This window comes from Pseudomonas sp. yb_9 (assembly GCF_043103635.1).
Classification (GTDB): Bacteria; Pseudomonadota; Gammaproteobacteria; order Pseudomonadales; family Pseudomonadaceae; genus Aquipseudomonas; species Aquipseudomonas monteilii.
The window spans coordinates 1-22,982 of record NZ_JBICKA010000074.1; the positions used below are offsets into that span (position 1 = coordinate 1).

18 protein-coding genes and 3 pseudogenes are annotated in these 22,982 nt (G+C 62.5%); 10 read left to right on the forward strand and 11 right to left on the reverse strand.

The genetic code is table 11. The features are described 5' to 3' along the window. Positions 1–670 (reverse strand): annotated as a pseudogene (locus tag ACF8MI_RS19425) (MFS transporter); the annotation flags it as partial. A gap of 402 nt (positions 671–1,072) precedes the next feature. On the opposite strand from ACF8MI_RS19425, the gene ACF8MI_RS19430 reads away from it, so the two are divergent. After that, positions 1,073–1,300 (forward strand): hypothetical protein, encoded by a 228-nt coding sequence (locus ACF8MI_RS19430; RefSeq protein WP_003250422.1) that lies wholly within the window; start codon positions 1,073–1,075, stop codon positions 1,298–1,300. Between the two features lie 49 nt (positions 1,301–1,349). Here ACF8MI_RS19430 and ACF8MI_RS19435 read toward each other — a convergent pair whose 3' ends face one another. From ACF8MI_RS19435 to ACF8MI_RS19455, 5 genes are all read right to left on the reverse strand, one after another. Then, positions 1,350–1,832, reverse strand: a complete 483-nt coding sequence (locus ACF8MI_RS19435) for a copper chaperone PCu(A)C (RefSeq protein ID WP_060498262.1) — start codon at positions 1,830–1,832, stop codon at positions 1,350–1,352. Next, a complete protein-coding gene (locus ACF8MI_RS19440; protein WP_016714700.1) occupies positions 1,833–2,441 on the reverse strand; it encodes an SCO family protein in 609 nt (202 codons plus the stop codon). Between the two features lie 195 nt (positions 2,442–2,636). Continuing rightward, complete coding sequence (gene nfuA, locus ACF8MI_RS19445) at positions 2,637–3,221, reverse strand: Fe-S biogenesis protein NfuA (RefSeq protein WP_060498263.1); 585 nt, start codon at positions 3,219–3,221, stop codon at positions 2,637–2,639. A gap of 58 nt (positions 3,222–3,279) precedes the next feature. Then, the gene (locus ACF8MI_RS19450) at positions 3,280–4,314 is read right to left on the reverse strand and encodes an acyltransferase (protein WP_200929312.1); all 1,035 of its coding nucleotides are present in this window, start codon (positions 4,312–4,314) and stop codon (positions 3,280–3,282) included. A gap of 108 nt (positions 4,315–4,422) precedes the next feature. Further along, positions 4,423–6,723, reverse strand: a complete 2,301-nt coding sequence (locus tag ACF8MI_RS19455) for a fatty acid cis/trans isomerase (RefSeq protein WP_060498408.1) — start codon at positions 6,721–6,723, stop codon at positions 4,423–4,425. Between the two features lie 175 nt (positions 6,724–6,898). On the opposite strand from ACF8MI_RS19455, the gene metH reads away from it, so the two are divergent. Together metH and ACF8MI_RS19465 are read left to right on the forward strand one after the other, a co-directional pair. Beyond that, on the forward strand, positions 6,899–10,606 hold the full coding sequence (gene metH / locus ACF8MI_RS19460) for a methionine synthase (RefSeq protein WP_060498265.1): 3,708 nt from the start codon (positions 6,899–6,901) through the stop codon (positions 10,604–10,606). A gap of 108 nt (positions 10,607–10,714) precedes the next feature. Next, positions 10,715–10,933, forward strand: coding sequence for a DUF2970 domain-containing protein (locus ACF8MI_RS19465; RefSeq protein WP_012271636.1), 219 nt, complete (start codon positions 10,715–10,717; stop codon positions 10,931–10,933). Positions 10,934–11,199: 266 nt separating this feature from the next. Here the strand turns inward: ACF8MI_RS19465 and ACF8MI_RS19470 are convergent, their stop codons facing one another. Continuing rightward, positions 11,200–12,273 carry an ABC transporter substrate-binding protein gene (locus tag ACF8MI_RS19470; protein WP_392517726.1) on the reverse strand — a complete coding sequence of 358 codons (1,074 nt, stop codon included), beginning with the start codon at positions 12,271–12,273 and terminating at the stop codon, positions 11,200–11,202. A gap of 213 nt (positions 12,274–12,486) precedes the next feature. Between ACF8MI_RS19470 and ACF8MI_RS19475 the strand changes: the two genes are divergently transcribed. The 4 genes from ACF8MI_RS19475 to ACF8MI_RS19490 all read left to right on the forward strand — a co-directional run bounded on the left by ACF8MI_RS19475 (position 12,487) and on the right by ACF8MI_RS19490 (position 16,277). Continuing rightward, positions 12,487–14,139 carry a nitrite/sulfite reductase gene (locus ACF8MI_RS19475; protein ID WP_060498267.1) on the forward strand — a complete coding sequence of 551 codons (1,653 nt, stop codon included), beginning with the start codon at positions 12,487–12,489 and terminating at the stop codon, positions 14,137–14,139. Further along, positions 14,123–14,617 carry a DUF934 domain-containing protein gene (locus ACF8MI_RS19480; RefSeq protein ID WP_060498268.1) on the forward strand — a complete coding sequence of 165 codons (495 nt, stop codon included), beginning with the start codon at positions 14,123–14,125 and terminating at the stop codon, positions 14,615–14,617. The genes ACF8MI_RS19475 and ACF8MI_RS19480 overlap by 17 nt, the downstream gene beginning before the upstream one ends. Positions 14,618–14,845: 228 nt before the next feature. Beyond that, positions 14,846–15,649 carry a 2,5-didehydrogluconate reductase DkgB gene (gene dkgB / locus ACF8MI_RS19485; protein WP_104835147.1) on the forward strand — a complete coding sequence of 268 codons (804 nt, stop codon included), beginning with the start codon at positions 14,846–14,848 and terminating at the stop codon, positions 15,647–15,649. A gap of 163 nt (positions 15,650–15,812) precedes the next feature. Then, positions 15,813–16,277: a nuclear transport factor 2 family protein gene (locus tag ACF8MI_RS19490; RefSeq protein ID WP_060498270.1), complete on the forward strand. Its 465-nt coding sequence runs from the start codon at positions 15,813–15,815 to the stop codon at positions 16,275–16,277. Here the strand turns inward: ACF8MI_RS19490 and ACF8MI_RS19495 are convergent. Next, positions 16,278–16,810 (reverse strand): annotated as a pseudogene (locus tag ACF8MI_RS19495) (sensor histidine kinase); the annotation flags it as partial. It abuts the gene before it with no gap. On the opposite strand from ACF8MI_RS19495, the pseudogene ACF8MI_RS19500 reads away from it, so the two are divergent. The 3 genes and pseudogenes from ACF8MI_RS19500 to ACF8MI_RS19510 form a co-directional block, all read left to right on the forward strand. Next, positions 16,799–17,182, forward strand: a pseudogene (locus ACF8MI_RS19500) (MlaA family lipoprotein); the annotation flags it as partial. The pseudogenes ACF8MI_RS19495 and ACF8MI_RS19500 overlap by 12 nt on opposite strands. A 12-nt stretch (positions 17,183–17,194) precedes the next feature. Further along, complete coding sequence (locus ACF8MI_RS19505) at positions 17,195–17,404, forward strand: hypothetical protein (RefSeq protein ID WP_200929311.1); 210 nt, start codon at positions 17,195–17,197, stop codon at positions 17,402–17,404. A 98-nt stretch (positions 17,405–17,502) separates the two neighbouring features. Continuing rightward, positions 17,503–18,651, forward strand: coding sequence for a M14-type cytosolic carboxypeptidase (locus ACF8MI_RS19510; protein WP_200929310.1), 1,149 nt, complete (start codon positions 17,503–17,505; stop codon positions 18,649–18,651). 163 nt (positions 18,652–18,814) lie between these two features. On the opposite strand, the gene ACF8MI_RS19515 is transcribed toward ACF8MI_RS19510, so the two are convergent. From ACF8MI_RS19515 to ACF8MI_RS19525, 3 genes are all read right to left on the reverse strand, one after another. Beyond that, positions 18,815–19,783 carry a spore coat U domain-containing protein gene (locus tag ACF8MI_RS19515; protein ID WP_060498273.1) on the reverse strand — a complete coding sequence of 323 codons (969 nt, stop codon included), beginning with the start codon at positions 19,781–19,783 and terminating at the stop codon, positions 18,815–18,817. Further along, positions 19,780–22,077, reverse strand: coding sequence for a fimbria/pilus outer membrane usher protein (locus ACF8MI_RS19520; protein ID WP_104835473.1), 2,298 nt, complete (start codon positions 22,075–22,077; stop codon positions 19,780–19,782). Before ACF8MI_RS19520 ends, ACF8MI_RS19515 begins: the two co-directional genes overlap by 4 nt. A gap of 108 nt (positions 22,078–22,185) precedes the next feature. Then, a complete protein-coding gene (locus ACF8MI_RS19525; RefSeq protein ID WP_200929309.1) occupies positions 22,186–22,962 on the reverse strand; it encodes a molecular chaperone in 777 nt (258 codons plus the stop codon). Between the last annotated feature and the right edge of the window lie 20 nt (positions 22,963–22,982).

Here is a 22,982-nt window from a genome sequence, read left to right on the forward strand (position 1 = left end):
GCAAATAGCGGGACATTGCTGGCCTTGAGCTGATTCACGCTGCGCACGGTATCGCTAAATATGGCACGCCCATCGAATGCCTGACGGACGCCTTGGCTGGAAGGCCCCACGGTAGCAATGGAAATAAAAGACAACACCAGGCATATCGCAAAGAACAAAAAGGTTGCATCGCGAGATAAAAGCAACACGCAGGCCGAAAACACCAGCGGCCCGATAATCGAGGCTGCATCTTCGATCACCTGAATACTACTGTTGACTGAAGCCAGTTGGCTCTTTTCGGCGAGATCCGGAAAGTATGCGCGAAACGTAGGCACATACAGACATTCAAGCGCAGTCATGACCATCGCGAAAGCCACCAACACGGGCAATGTCGGCGTGAACCAACTGAACAGGGCAAAGAAGGCAAGTGCCAGAAGGCATTTGACCGCCTCGACCGCAACAGCGTTCGCTTCTTATCAGCGTTATCTGCCAGCCAACCAGCCAAGGGAGAAAACACCATGCTCGGCAAGTAGCGGAAGAAATACGCGACGCCAATCAACAACAAATCCGCCTCGGTGATGAGCACGATGGTCACGGCAAATGCCGCTTCGAAGGCAAATTCACCACACTTGGAAAAGCAATAGCCCAATGCCAGTGAACGCGTTCCGGAGTTAAGACTCAACGCCTGCATAATCGTTGCTTTCCTCAGCCAGCGGTATAGAGCAACTGAATCTAGAGCTCATCCGCGGCTGGGCTCAACGCCAAAGTTGTAACAACACAGGCGCTGCCAGCACAGCCAATAGTGAGGCTCCGAATACGCCTACGCTCACTCACTATTGACGCAATCAGACCTGCCGCTGCCCAGCCGCGCGACAGAACGGCTCAGCACATCTCGTCAGCTCGCAAAAATTCGTGCCGCTGCCGACGTAGCGGCATCCACTTTAAACACTGTGTTTACTCTTGCAGATAAGTAACTGTGTGTTACTTAAACGACAGAGTAGTGATTTTGGCGGCCTCGGCACCTTCTGCAAAGCCATCAGGAGCCCCGCCAACCCTCTGCTACACTGACAAGGCTGAATGGGAGGATCCTGCCATGTCCGAAAGAGAGCTCACCACCCTTCTGTCGCTGATGAACCAGCGCCAGGCCTGCCTGAGCAGTGCCTGCAAGGAGATTGCCGACTGGATCGACCGGCAGGGCGATGTGCCCGCCGCCGGCAAGATCCGCGCAAGCCTCAAGGCGCTGGAGGCCGACGAAGCCCAGGTCCGCAAGACGCTGACGTCGCTGACCCTCGACAGGCCGCTGCCGCGCTTTCGTAGCTGAAGGGTACGGCTGAAAAGAAAAGGGCCGCTAAACGCGGCCCTTTGATCGGTCAGTGCTTCATGTGCATGTGGTCATGCCCACCGCCGGCCTCGGCGTTGAGCGCACGCACTTCAGCCTGCACGTCCACGGTTTCCTTGCCGCCCTTGGCATCTTCGATGGTCAGGGTCAGTGGCACTTTCTCGCCTTCCTTCACCTGATTGTTCAGGCCCATCAGCATCACATGCAGGCCATTCGGGTCGAGGGTGACGGCCTTGCCAGCCGGCAGCTCGACAGACTTCACCTCACGCATGCCCATCACGTCACCGTTCATGGTCATCTCATGCACCTGCACGGTCTTGGCCACAGGCGAAGCCACGCTCACCAGCTTGCTGTCGCTGCTGGCGGTGAGGGTCATGAACGCACCGGTGGACTGCTGGTGCGGCACGCTGGCACGCACCCAGGCCTCACTCACGGTGGTCTGGGCCAGGGCTGGCAGGGCCAGGCCCATCAGTGCCAGGGCAGCCAGGCCGCGTTTGATCGGTTGCATCGACATTCAGCAGATCTCCATCAGGGTGACCAGGTCTTCGGCACATTCCTTGGCGTTCAGGGAATGGCCCAGGCTCAGGCGCAGGGTGCCACGCGTATCGTAGACGTAGCTGGTGGACGAGTGAGAGATGGTGTAGGTGTCGCCGGCCGGAACCTTTTCGTAGAACACCTTGAACTCCTTGGCCACCGCCGCGATTTCCTCGGGGGTGCCCGTGAGTGCGGTGAACGTGGGGTCGAAGGCTTTGACGTAGGCATCGAGCACTTCGGGCGTGTCACGTTCCGGGTCCAGGGTGATAAACACCACCTGGAACAGGTCACGGTCACGGCCACGCAGCAACTTGCGAATTTGCGCCGCACGCGCCAGGGTGGTCGGGCAAACGGCCGGGCACTGGGTGAAGCCGAAGAACACCATCGGCATGCTGCCGTAGAAGCTCGACAGGGTGCGCACGTTACCTTGCGGGTCTTTGAGACTGAACTTGCGCCCGAGGATTTCGTTGCTCATGTTCTTGCCGTACTTGAACTCGAGCCCCCGGGCCGGGCTGCAGCCTGCCAGCAGGCCAAGCCCGAGAACGCCCATCCCGGCGACAACTGCGCGCCGGGTATATAGATCATTCATGAAACCATCCTTTACAGGGAAGGTGCCGGCCCTCGGGATGGGCCGGCTGAAAAACCGGGGCATTCTGGCATGACACCCCAAGGGGTTCTACCCGACCAAGGCGGGGAAGGCCTGCAACCCTTTGAATACGGGCTGCGGCCTGTTGTCGCAGGGGTTGAAACCGTAACACTTTGTTGCTAGAGAGCCGCCTTTGGCTTAGTAGTAGGCGTTCTCTTTCTGGCTGTGGTCGGTCACGTCACGCACGCCCTTCAATTCCGGAACACGCTCAAGCAGGGTGCGCTCGATACCTTCCTTCAGGGTGACATCGGCCTGGCCGCAGCCTTGGCAACCACCACCGAACTGCAACACGGCGATGCCGTCGTCAACCACGTCCACCAGGCTGACCTGGCCGCCGTGGCTGGCCAGACCCGGGTTGATCTCGGTCTGCAGGTAGTAGTTGATGCGCTCGTTGATCGGGCTGTCATCGTTGACCATCGGCACCTTGGCGTTAGGCGCCTTGATGGTCAGCTGACCACCCATGCGGTCGGTGGCGTAGTCAACCAGTGCGTCTTCCAGGAACGGCACGCTGACCGCATCCAAGTAAGCGGTGAAGCTCTTCAGACCCACGGCGGTGTCGTCAGGCTTCTCTTCGCCCGGCTTGCAGTAGGCAATGCACGTCTCGGCGTACTGGGTGCCCGGCTGGGTGATGAAAATGCGAATGCCGATGCCAGGCGTATTCTGCTTGGAGAGCAGATCGGCCAGGTAGTCATGGGCGGCGTCGGTAATGGTTATAGCGCTCATGTAGGTTCCTCACAGACTTGCCGCCAAGTGTACGCCAACCCGCTCATTGAACAAAGTCCTAGTATTTGACTCGGGAAAGCGCATATTCAGGGGCCGCCCCGCGTGGCGCCGCCAGCCAGGCCTGCATGCGCCGGTACAGCCCCCGCTCCAGCCACTGGTAACTGAACCACGACATTAGTCCAATGGACGGCACGCACAGGGCAAACACCAGATACGGGTTCAACTGCAGGCGCTGGCTGGCGAACCAGCCGGCGTACAGCACCAGCACATGGACCAGGTACACCGAATACGAGCAGTCCCCCAAGGCCTTGAGCAGCCGGTTGCCTTGAAAAAGCGGCTCCAGCGCGATGAAGGCCATCACGATCATGGCGCTCGGCAGGCCCCAATGCAGCAAGCGCTGGGACGCATCCAGGTGATAAATGGCCAGGCCCGCCACAACCAGCACGCCCACCGGCAACCACCGCCCTTGCCGGATCAGCCCACGGCGATACAGCACGCCCAGGCCGATGCCGAGCAAGAACTCGTAGATGATGTCGTTGTTGTAGAAGCGGCTTAGCACACCCAGCCGGCCCAGCACCTCGCTGGCCAGCAACAAGGCCGCGGTAACCAGCAACAGGTGATGACGCTGGCGCACCAGGAAGGCCAGGCCGAACAGCAGGTAGAAGAACATCTCGAAGTTCAGCGTCCAACCCACGTTCAGGGTCGGGTACAGGCCATAGCCTCCGGGGTTTTCTGCCGGGATGAACAGCATCGACAAGACCAGATGATGCCAGGCGAACACCTGATGTGGCATCCATTGGCTAAAAGCCAGCAGCAACAGGGCCATCAACGCGGTGTAGAACCAGTAGGCCGGCACAATACGCAGCACCCGATTGAGCAGGAACTGGCGCGGTTCGATGGTTTTGTCGCGGGTCGACAGGTAGATGACCAGCCCGCTGATGACGAAGAAGATGTCGACGCCTACGGCGCCACGGTCGGTAAGCAGTTGGCCAATGGGGCCGGTGGCGTGGAAGTCGAAGAAGATCTGCATGAAATGGTGGCAGACCACCACCCAGGCGGCGAACGCCCGCAGTGCCTGAAGCGAATACAGCATGAAGTACCCTGCGCTTGCCGGTGCGTTGAGGCCTTGGGAGCCTATGACAGCTCCCAGACCACCCAACCTGTCCGACCGCAGGGTACTCGGAAAGGTCAGCCTACCCGATCAGAGGTTCTCGTAGCGGTTCATGTCCAGCACCCCCGCCTCCACCGGCTGGGTCTCCTTGATGAAGCTGTTCAAGTCATGGAAGTAACGCCAGAACTCAGGGTGACTACGGCGCACGCCCCAGCGCATGACGATGCGCTCGAACTTCGCCGGGTCATCTTTCGCATACTCCATGTCCTCGACGAACTCCGCCACATCCTTGGTCGGGATGTTGAAGATGAAGTTCGGGTAGCTGCTGAGCACGCCCGGGGCCAACGTCAAGGTATCCAGCCCCGGCTGATAGCGGTACGCCTCACCCAGCAGGAACGCCACGTTGCTGTGCGCACGGTTGCGCAGCAGGCTGTACACCTGGCGCTGGCCGCCCTGCCCTTCGATACGCAGCATGGTTGCCTCGGGCAGCTGGTTGATTACCTTCAGCCCCGCAGCGGGGCGCGACACCAGGCGGCTGAGCGACTGCTCGGCATTGCGGAACTCTTCGCTCATCTGCGGCCGTGAGCAGAACGCGCCCTGGCAGCGGTTGATCGGGTCGGGCGTGGCATTCAGGCTGCCGGTGCGCTGCAACAGCTTCAGGCCAAAGTCGCGCTTGGGGTTGCGCGGGTCAAGCTGGATGCCACTCGGGGTGTCGGTGTCGATGTCCTCATAGTCCATCCACATCTTCACCTTGCCGCTGTTCTGGTACCAATCACCCAGGATCGCCTTGCGCTGGTCGGCCGGCATCAGGCGCAAGAAGTTGACCTCGGCACCGTTGCGAATCAGGTCGAAATACAGGCGCGTCTGCAATTGGTGCGAAACATTGCCGAACACGTCAAAGTTGACCGCCAACTGGTAATAGGTGCGCTCGAACAACGGGTAGTCGAACAACCACACGGTCAACGGCACGTCACCGATCAGGCCCTTGCTCACCGAGGCGCTGTCGAAGTGGCGGAAGATGCTCAGCAACGCGTTGTCGTTACCGGCCCACAAGGTCGACCAGCCCGGTGCCGGCATGTCGGCGTAGGCGTCACGGCGCAGCTTTTCGTACTCGTTGCGTTTGTCGCGGTAGGCGTGCCACAGACTCAGCACGCTGCCCACGTCATCGATCTGGCCCGGCATGGCCAGCAGCGGCGTGGCCTCGCCACGGTATTTGGCGTCGGTGATGTAACGGTCGAAGGCCGGCTCCTGGAACAGCGCCCAGAAGTTATCGCGGATCACGTCAGTGGCGATCTGCCCACGGCACACCGGGCCCCGGATGAAGGTGCGTACGAAGTATTCGGCGTTATCCAGCATGAACTGGTAACGCGCCACTGCCGGGATCGCCTCGAAGGTTTCGAACGGGTTGGCCCGGTGACGCGGGCCGTAACCCGGCAGTGCGGTGGCGTGCCAGTCGCCGGCATAGAACAGCTGCTTCACCCGTTTGAGTTTCTGCGGCCCCATCGGGTAGGTGATGTGCGTCTTGTGCACGATCACACCCTGCACCGGGATCAACCGATAGTAGAAGTCGGTGCCCGGCGGGTCGTTGGGACGGCGCGTGGCAATGATGTCGGCCGGCTGGCCGCTCGGCGTGCGTGAACGCACCCACTGAAAGAAGTGGCCCTGCTCGCCGCCAACGAAGTAGATGTGCGCCAGGAACAGGTGCTCGTACAGCCAGCGGCCGACCAGCGCCTCGGTGGAACCCGGGCGGTTGAGCAGTTCTTCCCAATCAGCGATCTGTCTGGCTTCCGTTTCGCTCGGCTTGATCGGCTGGTATTCCACCGGCGCACCGGCCGCCAGCCAGCGGCGCATGGTGTCGTATTCCTTGTCGGTCAGCCCGGTCACCGCCAACGGCATGCCTTCTTTGGGGTGGGCGCCAGCATAGGCGTCGAATTCATGGGGCAACGGGCACATGTTGTTGCGGCTCAGGCCCAGGACGATGTCCTCGGGCAACTTGGCGTTGGGCGTGAGCGGGGTCTTGTGCCCCAGTTCCAGCATGCGCGCCATCAGTGCGGCCTGGCTGCCCTGGTTGTCGAGCACCGAGTAGAAGCCCTTCTTGCGCCATTGCTCTTCGCTGTGGGCGTCGTAGAACAGCCGCGTGGTGGGCACCGCCTTGCTGCGATCGCCCTCATAAACCGGGACCTTGCTGGCTCCGCGCACCGCGCCTTCGGGGCTTTCCAGCTTAAGTTGGCAGGCCGCGTCGTTGCAGGCGTGGCAGGCTACACACTTCTCGGTGAAGATCGGTTGAATGTCCCGGGTGTAGGAAATAGCCGGGCTCGAGTGGGGGGCTTGCCCGAACACCGCGCCGCTGATGAGCAGGGCGAAGGCGCCGGCAAGGATACGATGCACCATGTGCGAAAAGTCCTGGTTCTTGAAAGCCATCACGATTGTGCCTGGTCGTCCTTGGGTGCTGGTAATCGCGCCAACAACATGAGCAGTTTTCATGCAAATGGGCGATGTGCGTAAAAACCGCGCAGCTTTGCTATGATTCCGCACCTTCTGATATTTGCCCGACCAGGTAGTTCCTATGTCCGACCGCAGCGCTCGTCTCCAAGCACTCCAGAACGCACTCAAAGAGCGCATCCTGATCCTCGACGGCGGCATGGGTACTATGATCCAAAGCTACCGTCTCGAGGAACACGACTATCGTGGCACGCGTTTCGCCGATTGGCCAAGCGATGTCAAAGGTAACAACGACCTGTTGCTGCTCAGCCGCCCGGACGTGATCGCCGCCATCGAGAAAGCCTACCTGGATGCCGGCGCCGATATTCTCGAAACCAACACCTTCAACGCCACGCAGATTTCCCAGGCCGACTACGGCATGGAGTCGCTGGTCTACGAACTGAACGTCGAAGGCGCGCGCATCGCCCGCCAGGTGGCCGACGCCAAGACCCTGGAAACCCCCGACAAGCCGCGCTTCGTTGCCGGCGTGCTCGGCCCTACCAGCCGCACCTGCTCGATTTCCCCGGACGTCAACGACCCTGGCTACCGCAACGTCACCTTCGATGAGCTGGTCGAAAACTACATCGAGGCCACCCGCGGCCTGATCGAGGGCGGCGCCGACCTGATCCTGATCGAAACCATCTTCGACACCCTCAACGCCAAGGCGGCGATCTTCGCCGTGCAGCAAGTGTTCGAGGACGACAACGTCGAACTGCCGATCATGATCTCCGGCACCATCACCGACGCCTCCGGCCGTACCCTGTCCGGCCAGACCACCGAAGCGTTCTGGAACTCGGTGCGCCACGCCAAGCCGATTTCCGTGGGCCTGAACTGCGCCCTCGGCGCCAAGGACCTGCGCCCGTACCTGGAAGAGCTGGCGACCAAAGCCGACACTCATGTTTCGGCCCACCCCAACGCCGGCCTGCCGAACGCCTTCGGTGAATACGACGAGACCCCGGCGGAAATGGCTGCGGTGGTCGAGGAGTTCGCCGCCAGCGGCTTCCTGAACATCATCGGCGGCTGCTGTGGTACCACCCCAGGCCACATCCAGGCCATTGCCGAAGCCGTGGCCAAGTACAAGCCGCGTGAGATCCCGGAAATCGCCAAGGCCTGCCGCCTGTCGGGCCTGGAGCCGTTCACCATCGACCGCCAGTCGCTGTTCGTCAACGTCGGCGAGCGCACCAACATCACCGGCTCCGCCAAGTTCGCCCGGCTGATCCGTGAAGAGAACTACACCGAAGCGCTGGAAGTCGCCCTGCAGCAGGTCGAGGCCGGCGCCCAGGTGATCGACATCAACATGGACGAAGGGATGCTCGACTCCCAGGCCGCCATGGTCCGCTTCCTCAACCTGATCGCCGGTGAGCCGGACATTTCCCGCGTGCCGATCATGATCGACTCGTCCAAGTGGGACGTGATCGAAGCGGGCCTCAAGTGCATCCAGGGCAAAGGCATCGTCAACTCCATTTCCATGAAGGAAGGCGTCGAGCAGTTCAAGCACCACGCCCGCCTGTGCAAGCGTTATGGCGCTGCCGTGGTGGTGATGGCCTTCGACGAGGTCGGCCAGGCCGACACCGCCGCGCGCAAGAAGGAAATCTGCCAGCGCAGCTATGACATTCTGGTCAACGAAGTGGGCTTCCCGCCGGAAGACATCATCTTCGACCCGAACATCTTCGCCGTCGCCACCGGTATCGAAGAGCACAACAACTACGCCGTCGATTTCATCGAGGCCTGTGCCTACATCCGCGATCACCTGCCCCACGCGCTGAGTTCGGGCGGTGTGTCCAACGTGTCGTTCTCGTTCCGTGGCAACAACCCGGTGCGTGAGGCGATTCACTCGGTGTTCCTGTACCACGCGATCCAGAACGGCCTGACCATGGGTATCGTCAACGCCGGGCAGCTGGAAATCTACGACGAAATCCCGGCTGCACTGCGCGAAAAAGTCGAGGACGTGGTACTCAACCGCACCCCGCACGGCACCGACGCCCTGCTGGCGATCGCTGACGACTACCGGGGCGGCGGCGCCACCAAAGAAGTGGAAAACGAAGAATGGCGCTCGCTGCCGGTGGTAAAACGCCTGGAGCATGCGCTGGTCAAAGGCATCACCGCGTTCATCGTCGAAGACACCGAGGAATGCCGCCAGCAGTGCGCACGCCCGATCGAAGTGATCGAAGGCCCGCTGATGAACGGCATGAACGTGGTCGGCGACCTGTTCGGCGCGGGCAAAATGTTCCTGCCCCAGGTGGTCAAGTCGGCCCGCGTGATGAAGCAGGCCGTGGCGCACCTGATCCCGTTCATCGAGGCCGAAAAAGGCGACAAGCCGGAAGCCAAGGGCAAGATCCTGATGGCCACGGTCAAAGGCGACGTCCACGACATCGGCAAGAATATCGTCGGCGTGGTACTGGGCTGTAACGGCTACGACATCGTCGACCTCGGCGTGATGGTGCCAGCCGAAAAAATCCTGCAAACCGCCCGCGAACAGAAGTGCGACATCATCGGCCTGTCCGGCCTGATCACCCCGTCGCTGGACGAGATGGTGCACGTTGCCCGTGAAATGCAGCGCCAGGGCTTCGAGCTGCCACTGATGATCGGCGGCGCTACCACCTCCAAGGCGCACACTGCGGTCAAGATCGAGCCGAAGTACAGCAACGATGCGGTCATCTACGTTACCGACGCCTCGCGTGCGGTAGGCGTTGCCACCCAGCTGCTGTCCAAGGAACTCAAGCCGGGCTTCGTCGAGAAAACCCGCCAGGAATACGTGGAAGTACGCGAGCGCACCGCCAACCGCAGCGCCCGCACCGAGCGCCTGAGCTACAGCCAGGCCATCGCCGCCAAGCCGCAATACGACTGGGCCAGCTACCAGCCAGCGGTGCCCTCCTTCACCGGCGTCAAGGTGCTGGAAGACATCGACCTGCGCACCCTGGCCGAATACATCGACTGGACCCCGTTCTTCATCTCCTGGGACCTGGCCGGCAAGTTCCCGCGCATCCTCACCGACGAAGTGGTCGGCGAGGCGGCCACGGCGCTGTACAAGGATGCCCGAGAGATGCTCGACAAGCTGATTGACGAGAAGCTGATCAGCGCCCGCGCGGTGTTCGGCTTCTGGCCAGCCAACCAGGTCGCCGATGACGACATCGAGGTGTACGGCGAGGATGGCCAGCCGTTGGCCACCCTGCACCACCTGCGCCAACAAACCATCAAGCCTGACGGCAAGCCCAACTGGTCGCTGGCCGACTTCGTCGCGCCAAAAGCCAGCGGCGTCACCGACTATGTGGGCGGGTTCATCACCACGGCAGGCATCGGTGCCGAGGAAGTGGCCAAGGCTTACCAGGACAAAGGCGACGACTACAGCTCGATCATGGTCAAGGCCCTGGCCGACCGCCTGGCCGAAGCCTGCGCCGAGTGGCTGCACGAACAGGTGCGTAAAGAGCACTGGGGCTATGCCCGCGACGAGCAGCTGGACAACGAGGCGCTGATCAAGGAGCAGTACAGCGGCATTCGCCCGGCCCCGGGCTACCCGGCCTGCCCCGACCACACCGAGAAGGAAACCCTGTTCCGCCTGCTCGATGGCACCGCCATTGGCGAAACCGGGCCGAGCGGCGTGTTCCTGACCGAGCACTTCGCGATGTTCCCGGCGGCGGCGGTCAGCGGCTGGTACTTTGCCCACCCGCAGGCGCAATACTTTGCCGTGGGCAAGGTGGACAAGGACCAGATCGAGAACTACAGCGCGCGTAAAGGCCAGGATGTGAGCGTGAGCGAGCGCTGGCTGGCGCCTAACCTCGGGTACGACAGCTAACACCGCGCTGGCTTCTTCGCGGGTAAAACCGCGAAGAGGCCGGCACAGGCAACCCCATAGCCATTGCCTACACTGTCCCTGATTGCCTCTGATTCTTCAGGAGCCACCATGGACGATTCCAGCCAGGGCAAACCGCCTACCTTCTGGCAGATGCTACACAGCATTCTCGCCGCCGCCTTCGGCGTGCAAAGCGGCAAGAACCGCGCCCGCGACTTTACCCACGGCAAAGCCAGCCATTTCATCGCACTGGGGACGCTGTTCACCCTGGTGTTCATTGCCGTCCTGATCGGCCTGGTGCAACTGGCCTTGCACCTTACCGCCCGCTAGAAATGAAAACGCCTGCAGGATTCCCTCCCGCAGGCGCTCGGACGGCTTCACGGTCTTGAGAACAGGTCTACTGGTGGCTGACCCAATACACGGCAGTGACCACCACCAACACGATCAGGCAGAGGATCGCCCAGGCATCGACGCTGCTGTCAGCTTTGCGGACCTTGGTTGAGTTTCCCATTGCATTGCCTCTTGTAGTGGTTATGGGAATGCACTTCACCACCAGCAGTTAAGACGAGCAATGCCCTTTCCTCAAGCAGGGTCTTTCAATATTCGACCGGTGCCGTCAGAAACGGATACTGGTAGCCAGACGGCCGCCCTTCGGCACTGTAACGCTGGAAATCGACACCGTAGTCGTCCCGTTCCAGCAGTTTCAGCCAACGCCTGGCCTTGGCCTGGTCGATCAACTGCAGCACCGGCACGCTGTGCTCGCGCAGGCCATCGCGGTTCAGCGCCAGCCCGTGTGCGTCGTGGTGCAGCATCACCATGGCCCAGCCACCCAGGGTAAAGTGCCCGCCCATCAAAACGCTCAGGCGCCCGTCGATACGCGCGCGCAAGGCCTCGGGCGAACTGTTGACCGCGCTGAACAGCACATCGCGCCCCGGCTTGCGCCCGGCGGCTTCGAACGCCTGCATGGCGCCAAAGGCCATTTCGTCATTGGCCGACCACACCAGACGCGTGGCCGGGTAGCGCTCCAGCAACTGCTGCGCCTGCTCGTAGGCGCGCTGGCGGCTCCAGCCGCCATACACCACCTGGCGCAGGCGCACCTGAGGGAAGTCGGCCAGCGCACGGCGCATGCCCTCCTCGCGCAGCTGCGAGGCCGGGGTCGTCTTGACCCCGGCAAACGCCACAAGGTCCACCGCCCCGACGTCGTGCGGCAGTTGCGCGACCATCTGGTGCAACATCTGGAAGCCCGCCTGCTCGTCGTTGCTCATCAAGGTGCCCAGCGGCTCGGCATACTTGTCGGGCTGGGCCTGAATGCTGCGAACCTGGCTGGCCGTCAGGCCGTTGTTGACCAACAGCAGTTTCACCCCCGTGCCACGCGACAGGCGCAGCACTTCGGGCGCGACGTACTGCTCGTTGACCAGCACCAGGTAATCCGGCCGCTGCGCCCCACTCAGGATCGCCCGGGCCTGGGTCAGGGCCAGGTCGGCGCGGCGCTCGCTGTATTCCACCCTGAGGGTCATGCCCAGCTCATCTGCGGCGGCCTGCATGAAGCGGGTGTAGCTGGTCCAGAACGTCTCGGTGGACAGCCCCGGGTTGAGGAAAACCACCGATGGCTGCGCGCTTGCCGCCAGCGGCAGGGCTAGACACAAGCTTTGGCACAGGGCCTTGAGCATAGGGTCACATCTCTGCGAAGCAAACACCGGATTATAAACGCCCTGCCTCGCCCAAGGCACAAATGGCAGTCAGTCTCACATAGTCCATTTGGTTCTTTTCATATGCTAAAACATCACTTTAGCGCATAACCGCAACCTGATATCGTTCCACGGCTCCGTACCGGAGTGCGCGGCCGTGCGCGCGAATAGCTGCATGCCTGAGACAGGACTTATATGTACGTATACGACGAGTACGATCAGCGGATCATCGAGGACCGCGTCAAGCAGTTCCGTGATCAGACCCGCCGCTACCTGGCCGGGGAGCTGAGCGAAGAAGAATTCCGCCCTCTGCGCCTGCAGAACGGCCTTTACATCCAACGTTTCGCGCCGATGCTGCGTGTCGCCGTGCCGTACGGCCAGCTGAACGCCACCCAGGTCCGCACCCTGGCCAAGATCGCTCGCGACTACGACAAGGGCTATGCCCACATTTCCACCCGCCAGAACGTGCAGTACAACTGGCCGGCGCTGGAAGACATCCCGGACATCCTCGCCGAGCTGGCCACCGTGCAGATGCACGCGATCCAGACCAGCGGCAACTGCCTGCGCAACACCACCACCGACCAGTTCGCGGGTGTGGCCGCAGACGAAATCATCGACCCGCGCCCGTGGTGCGAGATCGTCCGTCAGTGGACCACCTTCCACCCGGAATTCGCTTACCTGCCGCGCAAGTTCAAAATCGCCATCAACGGCTCGCAGGAAGACCGCGCCGCCATCGAAGTGCACGACATCGGCCTGGAGCCGGTGCGCAACGCTGCCGGCGAGCTGGGCTTCCGTGTATTGGTCGGCGGTGGCCTGGGCCGTACCCCGGTGGTGGGCTCGTTCATCAACGAATTCCTGCCGTGGCAAGACCTGATCAGCTACCTGGACGCCATCCTGCGCGTGTACAACCGTTACGGTCGCCGTGACAACAAGTACAAGGCTCGGATCAAGATCCTGGTCAAGGCCCTGACCCCGGAAGTGTTCGCCGAGAAGGTCGAGGCCGAAATGGTCCACCTGCGTGGCGGCAGCACCACCCTGACCGAAGATGAAGTCCAGCGCGTGTCGCGCCACTTCGTCGACCCGGACTACCTGGCCCTCGACAACGTCGACTACGCCGCCCAGGACGCCGAATACCCAGGCTTCGCCCGCTGGCGTTCGCGCAACACCCGCGCCCACAAGCGCCCGGGTTACGTGGCGGTGACCCTGTCGCTCAAGCCGACCGGCGTTGCCCCGGGCGACCTGACCGACAAACAGCTGGACGCCGTGGCCGACCTGGCCGAGCGGTACAGCTTCGGCTTCTTGCGCACCTCGCACGAGCAGAACATCATCCTCGCCGACGTCGAGCAGCGCCAGCTGCACGCGCTGTGGCTGGAGCTGCGCGAAGGCGGCTTCGCCACGCCGAACATCGGCCTGCTGACCGACATCATCTGCTGCCCGGGCGGTGACTACTGCTCGCTGGCCAACGCCAAGTCGATCCCGATCGCCGAATCCATCCAGCGCCGTTTCGACGACCTGGACTACCTGTTCGACATCGGTGAAATCGACCTGAACATCTCTGGCTGCATGAACGCCTGCGGCCACCACCACGTGGGCCACATCGGCATCCTCGGCGTGGACAAGAAGGGTGAGGAGTTCTACCAGGTGTCGCTGGGCGGCAACGCCGCGCGTGGCGCGAGCCTGGGCAAGATCCTCGGCCCGTCCTTCGCCCAGGATGACATGGCCGATGTGATCGAGAAGCTGATCGCCGTGTATGTCGAGCAACGCACCGAGGAAGAGCGTTTCATCGACACCTACCAGCGTATCGGCATCGACCCCTTCAAGGAACGCGTCTATGCAGCGAATCATTAAGAACAACCAGATCGTCGACGAAACCTGGCACTTGTTGCCCAAGGAAACGTCCTTTGACGAGCTGACCAACTGCGACGACTACATCGTCCCGCTGCAACTGTGGCGTGACCACGCCCATGTGCTCAAGGCGCGCGACGGCGGCCTGGGCATCTGGCTGGACAGCGACGAAGAAGCCGAAGAAATCGGCGAAGACGTGCATCACTTCCAGGTCATCGCGCTGAACTTCCCGGCCTTCACCGACGGGCGCAACTACTCCAATGCGCGCTTGCTGCGTGACCGCTACAAGTTCAAGGGCGAGCTGCGCGCCATTGGCGACGTGCTGCGCGACCAGCTGTTCTTCATGGCCCGCTGCGGTTTCGATGCATTCGCCATCCGTGCCGACAAGGACCCGGAAGACGCACTGCAAAGCCTGAAGGACTTTTCGGTGACCTACCAGGCCGCCACCGACGAGCCGCTGCCGCTGTTCCGCCGCCGCTGATCGTCACCTGCAATGCCTGACGGCCCGCCTCCATGGCGGGCCGTTTCGTTTCCTGCCCCCTGACGCAGTCACAACTTGGCCACCGATTCTTGACTGTGAATCAAATGACCTTGGCCCTGCCCTGCCTTAATCCGGCGCACCGAAACCCGCACACTGCACCTATACCCAATGAGATCGACGTTGAGCGACCAGGCTCAATGCTATTCCCCACTCACCAGGAGCAGATTCATGAGCATTCCCTCTTTCGGCCTCGGCACCTTCCGCCTCACCGGCCAGGCCGTCATCGATTCGGTCAAGTCGGCCCTGGCGCTGGGCTACCGGGCGATCGACACCGCGCAAATCTACAAGAACGAAGCTGACGTTGGCCAAGCGATTGCCGAAAGCGGCGTGCCACGCAGCGAGCTGTTCATCACCACCAAGATCTGGGTGGACAACTACGCCGCCGACACGCTCATCCCCAGCCTGCGCGACAGCCTGAGCAAACTGCGTACCGACTATGTCGACCTGCTGCTGATCCACTGGCCAGCGCCGGGCAACGGGGTGGAACTGCGCGAATACATGACCGCACTGGCCGAAGCGAAGAAACTGGGCCTGACACGCCAGATCGGTGTGTCCAATTTCAACATCGAGCTGACCCGCCAGGCCATCGAGGTGGTCGGCAAAGGCGAAATCGCTACCAACCAGATCGAACTCAGCCCTTACCTGCAAAACGGCAAGCTGACCGCGTTCCTAAAGGAACAGGGCATCACCGTCACCTCTTACATGACCCTGGCCTACGGCAAGGTGCTGAAGGATCCGGTACTGGCCGAGATTGCCGCGAAGCACAAGGCTACTGTCGCCCAAGTGGCCCTGGCCTGGGCCTTGCGGTTGGGCTATGCGGTCATCCCGTCGTCGACCAAGCGTGAAAACCTGGCCAGCAACCTGCTTGCCCGAGACCTGAAGCTGGACGCAGACGACATGGCACGCATCGCCACGCTCGAACGCAATGGCCGCGAAGTCAGCCCAGACGGCCTGGCACCGGCCTGGGACTGACCGGGGTACGCCCTTGTGCAGGGGTTACACAAGGGCAGCACCTGGGCACTACACCTCAGTACTGTTTCACGCACCGCAATTATGAAGTGCCCGGCACATCCATTCTCTGTCCAGGCAGCGGCAGCTAACCTGCTACAAGCCAAACGACTCGAGGAGTACACCGATGTCCCGCCCACCCCTTCCACCCTTCACCCGCGAAAGTGCCATCGAAAAAGTCCGGCTGGCCGAAGATGGCTGGAACGGCCGCGACCCGGCCAAGGTTGCGCTCGCCTACACCCCGGACACGGTGTGGCGCAACCGCGTCGAGTTCCCCCGTGGCCGTGCCGAGATCGAAGCGTTTCTGACCCGTAAATGGCACCACGAACTGGAATACCGCCTGATCAAGGAACTGTGGGCCTTCACCGGCAACCGCATTGCCGTGCGCTACGCCTACGAATACCACGACGACAGCGGCCAATGGTTCCGCGCCTACGGCAACGAGAACTGGGAGTTTGCCGACGACGGACTGATGCAGAACCGTCATTCGAGCATCAACGAACACCCCATCAGCGAAGCCGAGCGCAAGTTCCACTGGCCGCTGGGCCGGCGCCCGGATGATCACCCCGGGCTCAGCGAGCTGGGGCTCTGATCAACCCAGTGGCAGCGTGACCTTGGCTTGCAAACCGCCATCGAGGCGGTTGCTCAGTGTCAGGCTGCCACCTTGTTCCAGCACGATGGCCCTGCGGCGGGCAGGCCCAGCCCCACACCGCCCGTGTCGCGGTTACGTGAGCCTTCAATACGGTAAAACGGCACGAATACCTGCTCCTGCAGGTCTGGCGCGATGCCCGGCCCGCGATCCTGCACGGTAGTCTCTATCTGCCTGGCGGTTACTGCCAAGACCACCGTGGGTTCGCAACCGTACTTCGCGGCATTGTCGATCAGGTTGACCAGCACCCGCTTGATGCCCACGGGCCGCCCGGTGTAAACACAGCGGCGCGGCCCGCTGAGGCGAACCTCCACGCCCGCATCCTTGAAGTCGTCCACCACGGTCAGCAGCAGCTCGCCCAGGTCGAACACGGTGGTCGGTTCAAGCCGCGCGTCATCACGGAAAAACGCCAGCGCGGCATCGACCATGGCCTGCATCTCGTCAACGTCCTGAAACAACTTGGCCTGGGGCTGAGCCAGCACCGTTCAGACTTTGGCCAGACCTTCGGGGTCTGGGGCATCGCCAATGGCCCCATCATCGAGCTGCCACTGCTGGGTACGCACAACGTGCGCGACGCTACCGGCAAGGTGTTGAGCATGGCCGTGGACCCGTTCGGCGATAACAGCGATACGGTTGCCACCCTCACGACCGTGGCCACTGCCGGGCACATCGTGAATGGGCGCGCCGCCGCCCTGCCGTTGACCGATCTGCTGCATACCTGGCCCGACTACTACCTGGCAATGCGCGACTACACCGCCCAGCAGCGCAGCAACCTGGTGGCAGAGGGCAAGGCAGGCAAACCTGGAACGTGGCAAGCCCATTGCCCGGAGGCAACCGGCCATGAATGATGCCAGGCAGCCATGCTGCTGCTCCGGCGCCTGGAAGGTGCCGCCCGGCAACCCGTGTTGCGGCATGAACTGGAGGCGCGGCTATCGGCTGATGGCCGTAACCTGGTCCTTAGCCGGTATCGGGAGCGCTACAGCGCCGAAGGCAAGCCCTACCGATACGAGGCTCACCGCAGCATATCGATTGCGGCATTGCTGCGCTGGATGGCCAGGCACGAACGCTAAAAGGCTTACCGCCGCCCGATTGGCCTTGATATCGCGCAGCACCCCTGCCAAGCCGTGTACAGTACTCCTACAACAACGCCCGATAAGGAACCCGGCCCATGACCGTGACGCTGTCCCCCGTGCAGATCGACTGCGCTTTCGATTCCGGCAACATTCAGGTGCTGGACGCCAGCAACCCGGCCCAGGTGCACCTGGCCATCCGCCCCGACACCCACAGCGGCCAATACCAGTGGTTCCACTTCAAGGTCAGTGGGCTGACCCCGGGCCAGGTTCATCGCTTCAGCCTCGACAACGCATCGGGCTCCTCGTACAAAAATGCCTGGAGCGGCTACAACGCAGTGGCCAGCTATGACCAGAACACCTGGTTCCGCGTACCCAGTCAGTTCGACGGCACGGCGCTGTCGTTCGAAGTGAAAGCAGAGCAGGAGCAGATCTGGTTCGCCTACTTCGAGCCCTACCCGCGCGCCCGTCACAACCAGCTGATCGAACGTGCTCGCCAGTTGCCAGGGGTCGAGTTGCTGGCCAGCGGCCGAAGCGTACAGGGCCGCGACATTCCGCTGCTGCGCGCCGGCGATGGCGCCATCGGCAAGCGCAAGCTGTGGCTGATTGCCCAACAGCACCCGGGCGAGCACATGGCCGAATGGTTCATGGAAGGGGTAATCGATCGCCTGCAGGCCAACGATGCAGTGATCCAGCAGTTGCTGGCCAAGGCCGACCTGTACCTGATCCCCAACATGAACCCGGACGGCGCCTTCCTCGGCCACCTGCGCACCAACTTCAAGGGCAAGGACCTCAACCGCGCCTGGCAGGACGCCAGCGTCGAGCTGACCCCGGAGGTGTTCTTTGCCCAGGCGCAGATGAAGCAGTACGGGGTGGATGCCTTTATCGATGTACACGGCGATGAAGAGATCCCCCACGTATTCACCGCCGCCTGCGAGGGCAACCCGGGCTACTCGCCACGCCTGGCAACGCTGGAGGAGCAGTTCCGCAGCACCTTGTGCAGCCTGACCCGGGACTTCCAGACCGTGCATGGCTATACCCGTGACGAGCCAGGGCAGGCCAATACCACGCTGGCCTGCAACGCGGTGGGCATGGCGCATGACTGCCTGTCACTTACCCTGGAGATGCCGTTCAAGGACCATGATGACGCGCCCGATGCGGTTACCGGGTGGTCGGGGGCGCGGTCGAAGGCACTCGCCGGGGCGGTGCTGGAGACATTGGCGAAGATGGTGGGCGATTTGCGCTAACGGGCAGACTGACGTCACATCCTGTGGGAGCGGGCTTGCCCGCGAAGAATACGACGCGGTGTATGGCACCGGCTTCGCCGCTGTTCGCGGGCGAGCCCGCTCCCACAGTGATCGCGCAAACCCTCAAAACCGTTGCCGCAACAGAAAACCGCGTCAGGCTCAGTCAGAACTGCACATCCAGTATCACACTGTCGGAATAGGTCGCCGCTGGCGGCGTAGCCTGGTCCGTGTAGACCTTGGCGTTATAGTTGAACACCTGGCTCCCAGTGCCGGTACCCGCCCCTGGATTCACGTCCGCATCGGCACTGGCACGTCGCGCCGCCCCTGACGATCCCCAGCGCACCGTCCCTGCACTCTTGAAAATGTCGTAGGCCAGGTAATTGTTGGCCGATGACTTCATTCGCCGCCGCCCACCGGACACGTTCTGCCCGTCATCCAGCCCCACCGTGTAACTGCTGCCCTTGGTGCACGACACGTTGATACCCTGGCTTACCGTACCGAACCCCGACACCACCGGCGCACTGCTGAAGCTGATGTTGGGGGTGGTGATCTGACAATCGTTGGTCACCGTCAGGCTCACTGTCATGGGTTTGGAATCGCTACCTTGGTCATACCCTATGCATAAACCGCCAAGGCCAATCCCATCGCAGTACTTCCAGGTCCACTCGACATTGAGAGTTTCCTGATAAAGCCCCGCTGCAACATTAGCGCCGGTCTGAGTGCGCATGTAGATCGGAACAGCCTTGGGCGTACCGTTGAGCAAGCCCAGCAAATCGAGGATGCCGGTGGTCCTGAATTCGAAGGGCGTGCCACGGGCGATCGGATAGGTGGTGGTGGCGTCGGCATACAGCGTGTAGGGGATGACATCGCCGGTTGGCCCTACCAGGCCGCTGGTGGTGGAAGTGATCTTTATCACAAAGGAGTCGGTGTTACTGAGCACGCTGAGCACCGAGCCGTTGCACTGCAACCCCGAGTTGGCGCTGGACGCCGACTGTGACGTGCCGCGCACCTGGGTCGAGTTAAGCGCACCAAACGCCGCTGGCAAGGTGGCCACTGACGTGCACTTGGCCCAGGACGAGCCCGCCAACAACAGCATGGCGCCCGCCCACAACCCTCCCCAGCCGGCCTTCATTTACACACCAACGGGCCAATCAAGGGGACCGAGCCCTGTGCTTGCGGCAAGTCGAATTCCACCTCGCAATGCCCGCCCCCTTCGATCTCTACCTGCAAGCGGTTGTGCGGCGACAGGTTCTCCAGATAGACCAGGCCGTCCCAGCCCACCACCGCCTGGCCGCCACTTTGCTCGTGGGTAACGCGGCTGCCCAACTTGAGTACCTGCTGGTTTGCGTCCACCAGCTCAACGCTGGCCGCCATCACGCGCTTGAGCGGGAACTCCAGCAAGTAGCCGCTGCCCCGGCGTACCGCCACGCGCTGTTCTACGTCCGATGCGAGGACATCCGGCGGCAGGTTCATGGGGTCGATTTCGTACTTGCCCCGGTAGTAACCGCTGCTGTACGGCACCAGCAAGTGCCCCTTGGCATCGGTGCGGCCGACTTCCTGGTTTTCGTAGCGCACCGGTACATCGGCATACCCCGCCGTGCTGACCACCACAAAGGCGTCGTCGATGCGGTTGGCGGCAAACAGCCCGGCGTCCATCCACACCAGCGAGCCACTGGCGTCGGCCCAGCGGGTCATTCCGCCGCTGCTGCCATACACACCAGCCTGCAGCTGCACCGACTGCAGGCGCCAGGTGACGTCGGCCTGGCGGTAGGCATCGCGATCACTGCCTGCGGCATACCCCAGGTTGTAACCAACACCGCCACCTACCGGCACCGCACGGCTGTAGTTGACCCGTTGCAGGCGCTCGCCTTCCTTGCTGCGCTCCATGCCCAGCGCCAGGGTGCCATGCAGGTCGAACGGGATTACCAACTGCGCCTGCACCGCCCACTGGCTGTCGCCCACCTCGCGGTTGGCCGACAGGTACACACTGCTGCTGCCCCACAGCGGCCTGCTGTAACTCAGGTTGATCAACCGGGTACGCGTGCCATCACCGGCGCGCACATCGAAGTAACCGGCGCCGACGCTGCCATACTCGTTCAGGTTGAGGCTGAGGGTGACCTGCTCGCTGCTTTTACTCAGTTGCATGTCCGGGGCATCGACCCGGGTCAGGTCGGCATAGTCCCCATGGCGTTGCAGGCGCTGGTAGCTGAAGCCAATGCGCTGGCTGTTGTACTGATAACCCAAGGCGACCTGGTGGCCCTTGTCACCGTCAAACCGGCTTTGCGCCAACGCGGCGTTAAGCACGCCGAAGTTGCCCAGCCGCATGTTGCCGCCCAGGCCACCCAATGCCAGCGACTCAGCGGTTTCGGCGTGGGTTTCCAGGGTGAAGCTGTCGCTGACGCCGTAACGCAAGCTGGCCGACGCAACGCCTGGGCCGTATGCGAAATCGCGTACGGCGTAATCACGGCGCAAACTGCCTGCGGCCACCGAATAATCCGACAGGCCTTTCTGCAGCAGGCTACTGGTTACATAGAACGGCAAGGTGGTCGACACCTGCCGGCCCAGCGCATCGGTAGTAACGACCACCGCCTCACCCGCGCCATTGATGAAGGGCACGTTGGTCAAGGTGTAAGGGCCTGGCTGTAGCTCGGTAGTGCTGGATTTGTAGCCGTTGATGAACAGGTCCAGCGACGTTGGTACTGCCGCCTCCCCTGCGAACGCTGGCAACGGGTAAGTGACCAGGTCGGGGCGCGCACCAAAGTCACGTGACAACTGCAAGCCGCCCACGCGTACCGAACTGCTCCAGGGCAAGGCGTCGGTCACGAAATCACCCGCCTCATACGTCAGCAGGCGCTGCTCGTCGGTGAAGCGCCAGGTGGTGTCGTAGCGCATGAAGCCTTGCCGCGTGGCGTCCGCCTGTACGCCATTGAACGACTGGCGCCACTGCCCGGTGCTGGAAAAGGTGCCCCAGCTGTCGAACAGGCGCAGCTCGTTCCAGGCAGCCAGGTAGGTGCCGCCGTCGTCGGTGTCATTCAGGTACAGGTCATAGTTGAACAAGGCGCCGAAACTGCTGCGGGCATCGCTGGCCGGGTACAGGTTGCGGTCGCCCAGCTGCTGGTCTGGCAGCCAGGCTGGCGGCACCTGCAGCAGCAGGCGTTGATTCTGGCTGTCGTAGTCGGTATGCAACCCCACGATGCGCTCCAGGGCCACTTCGCCCTGAGGGTTGCCCGGCAGCGAGATGCCCGCCGCGCGCAATACCTCGCTGTCCAGGTACAACTGCCCGGCCCGCTGCTGCACCGGCACCAGTTCAGCCCTGGGCATCTGGTTCACCAGCAGGTCGAGGTACAGCGTGGCATCGGCGATGGCGGACATCTCCGTGGGCGGCGGGGGCAGGCCGTCGGCCAGCGCCAGCCCAGGGCTGACCACGGCCAGCCCCAGGCACCAGCGGTGCGTCATCGCCGTCAGCCACTTCACACACGGTTTCCAACCATTGCCGGGTCCTCCCTGGCCCATGCACTGCATTCAGTTGCTGGCTCATTGGCCTTGGCGGATGGCGTCCGCCGAGCCTTGGCCGTTGACCCGCCCCTTGAGCACGCTGGTGCTGCCGGGCGCCACGGGTGCCGGCCAACGCATGCTGGCACCTGGCAGTACATAGCCCAGCAAGCCCTCGGCCAACGGTTTGCTCTGGCTGCCTTGCTGCACCACCACATCGGTCAGGCGCGCATGCACCGGGCCCGTGTTGCGCAGCTCAACGTAGGGTTTGCCCTGCACGGTCACGGGGCGCCAGCTGAGCTGCGGCTTGCCCACACCCTCGACATTACGCTTGCCCTCGGAGTCGGCCTTGCCCCACAGCCCCTCGCCGTAGACGAACAAAGGCACCGAGTAACGCATCTGCAGGCGGATGGCCGCTGTTGCGCCAGGCTCGGCCTTTTCGACAGGGAGGGCGGACGGGATTTCGTCGATGATGATGCGGTAGGCCTGCTCCTGGCCGGCTGGCGAGGGGCCGGTGCGGGTCAGGCGGATCAGCTGCTTTTGCCCCGGCGCAATGTTGGCCACCGGCGGGCTGCCTATGATTTCGCGCTGCGCCTGGAACTGCTCCTGGTAATCACCCTGGCGCCAGGCAAACACGCGCACCTGCAAGTTGGCCGGCGCAGTGCCACGGTTTTCCAGCCACAGGGCACCGGCCTTCTGGTCGGCTTCCAGCACCGGGTCGATCGGCCAGATCAGCACCGACGTCGCCGCCCCTGCCGGCAAGCTTGCCAGCCACAACAATCCGATCAATCCATGCGCCCACTTCGCGCCTTCCCGCATGCAGCTCTCCTTAGACACTT

Bases quoted from the DNA above. Each gene is read 5' to 3' on its own strand.
- ACF8MI_RS19510 (WP_200929310.1), top strand. From the start codon at position 17,503: ATGACCGTGACGCTGTCCCCCGTGCAGATCGACTGCGCTTTCGATTCC.
- ACF8MI_RS19475 (WP_060498267.1), top strand. From the start codon at position 12,487: ATGTACGTATACGACGAGTACGATCAGCGGATCATCGAGGACCGCGTC.
- ACF8MI_RS19450 (WP_200929312.1), bottom strand. From the start codon at position 4,314: ATGCTGTATTCGCTTCAGGCACTGCGGGCGTTCGCCGCCTGGGTGGTG.
- ACF8MI_RS19435 (WP_060498262.1), bottom strand. From the start codon at position 1,832: ATGTCGATGCAACCGATCAAACGCGGCCTGGCTGCCCTGGCACTGATG.
- ACF8MI_RS19430 (WP_003250422.1), top strand. From the start codon at position 1,073: ATGTCCGAAAGAGAGCTCACCACCCTTCTGTCGCTGATGAACCAGCGC.
- dkgB (WP_104835147.1), top strand. From the start codon at position 14,846: ATGAGCATTCCCTCTTTCGGCCTCGGCACCTTCCGCCTCACCGGCCAG.
- ACF8MI_RS19465 (WP_012271636.1), top strand. From the start codon at position 10,715: ATGGACGATTCCAGCCAGGGCAAACCGCCTACCTTCTGGCAGATGCTA.
- metH (WP_060498265.1), top strand. From the start codon at position 6,899: ATGTCCGACCGCAGCGCTCGTCTCCAAGCACTCCAGAACGCACTCAAA.
- ACF8MI_RS19515 (WP_060498273.1), bottom strand. From the start codon at position 19,783: ATGAAGGCCGGCTGGGGAGGGTTGTGGGCGGGCGCCATGCTGTTGTTG.
- ACF8MI_RS19455 (WP_060498408.1), bottom strand. From the start codon at position 6,723: ATGGTGCATCGTATCCTTGCCGGCGCCTTCGCCCTGCTCATCAGCGGC.
- ACF8MI_RS19470 (WP_392517726.1), bottom strand. From the start codon at position 12,273: ATGCTCAAGGCCCTGTGCCAAAGCTTGTGTCTAGCCCTGCCGCTGGCG.
- ACF8MI_RS19480 (WP_060498268.1), top strand. From the start codon at position 14,123: ATGCAGCGAATCATTAAGAACAACCAGATCGTCGACGAAACCTGGCAC.
- ACF8MI_RS19440 (WP_016714700.1), bottom strand. From the start codon at position 2,441: ATGAATGATCTATATACCCGGCGCGCAGTTGTCGCCGGGATGGGCGTT.
- nfuA (WP_060498263.1), bottom strand. From the start codon at position 3,221: ATGAGCGCTATAACCATTACCGACGCCGCCCATGACTACCTGGCCGAT.
- ACF8MI_RS19505 (WP_200929311.1), top strand. From the start codon at position 17,195: ATGCTGCTGCTCCGGCGCCTGGAAGGTGCCGCCCGGCAACCCGTGTTG.
- ACF8MI_RS19525 (WP_200929309.1), bottom strand. From the start codon at position 22,962: ATGCGGGAAGGCGCGAAGTGGGCGCATGGATTGATCGGATTGTTGTGG.
- ACF8MI_RS19490 (WP_060498270.1), top strand. From the start codon at position 15,813: ATGTCCCGCCCACCCCTTCCACCCTTCACCCGCGAAAGTGCCATCGAA.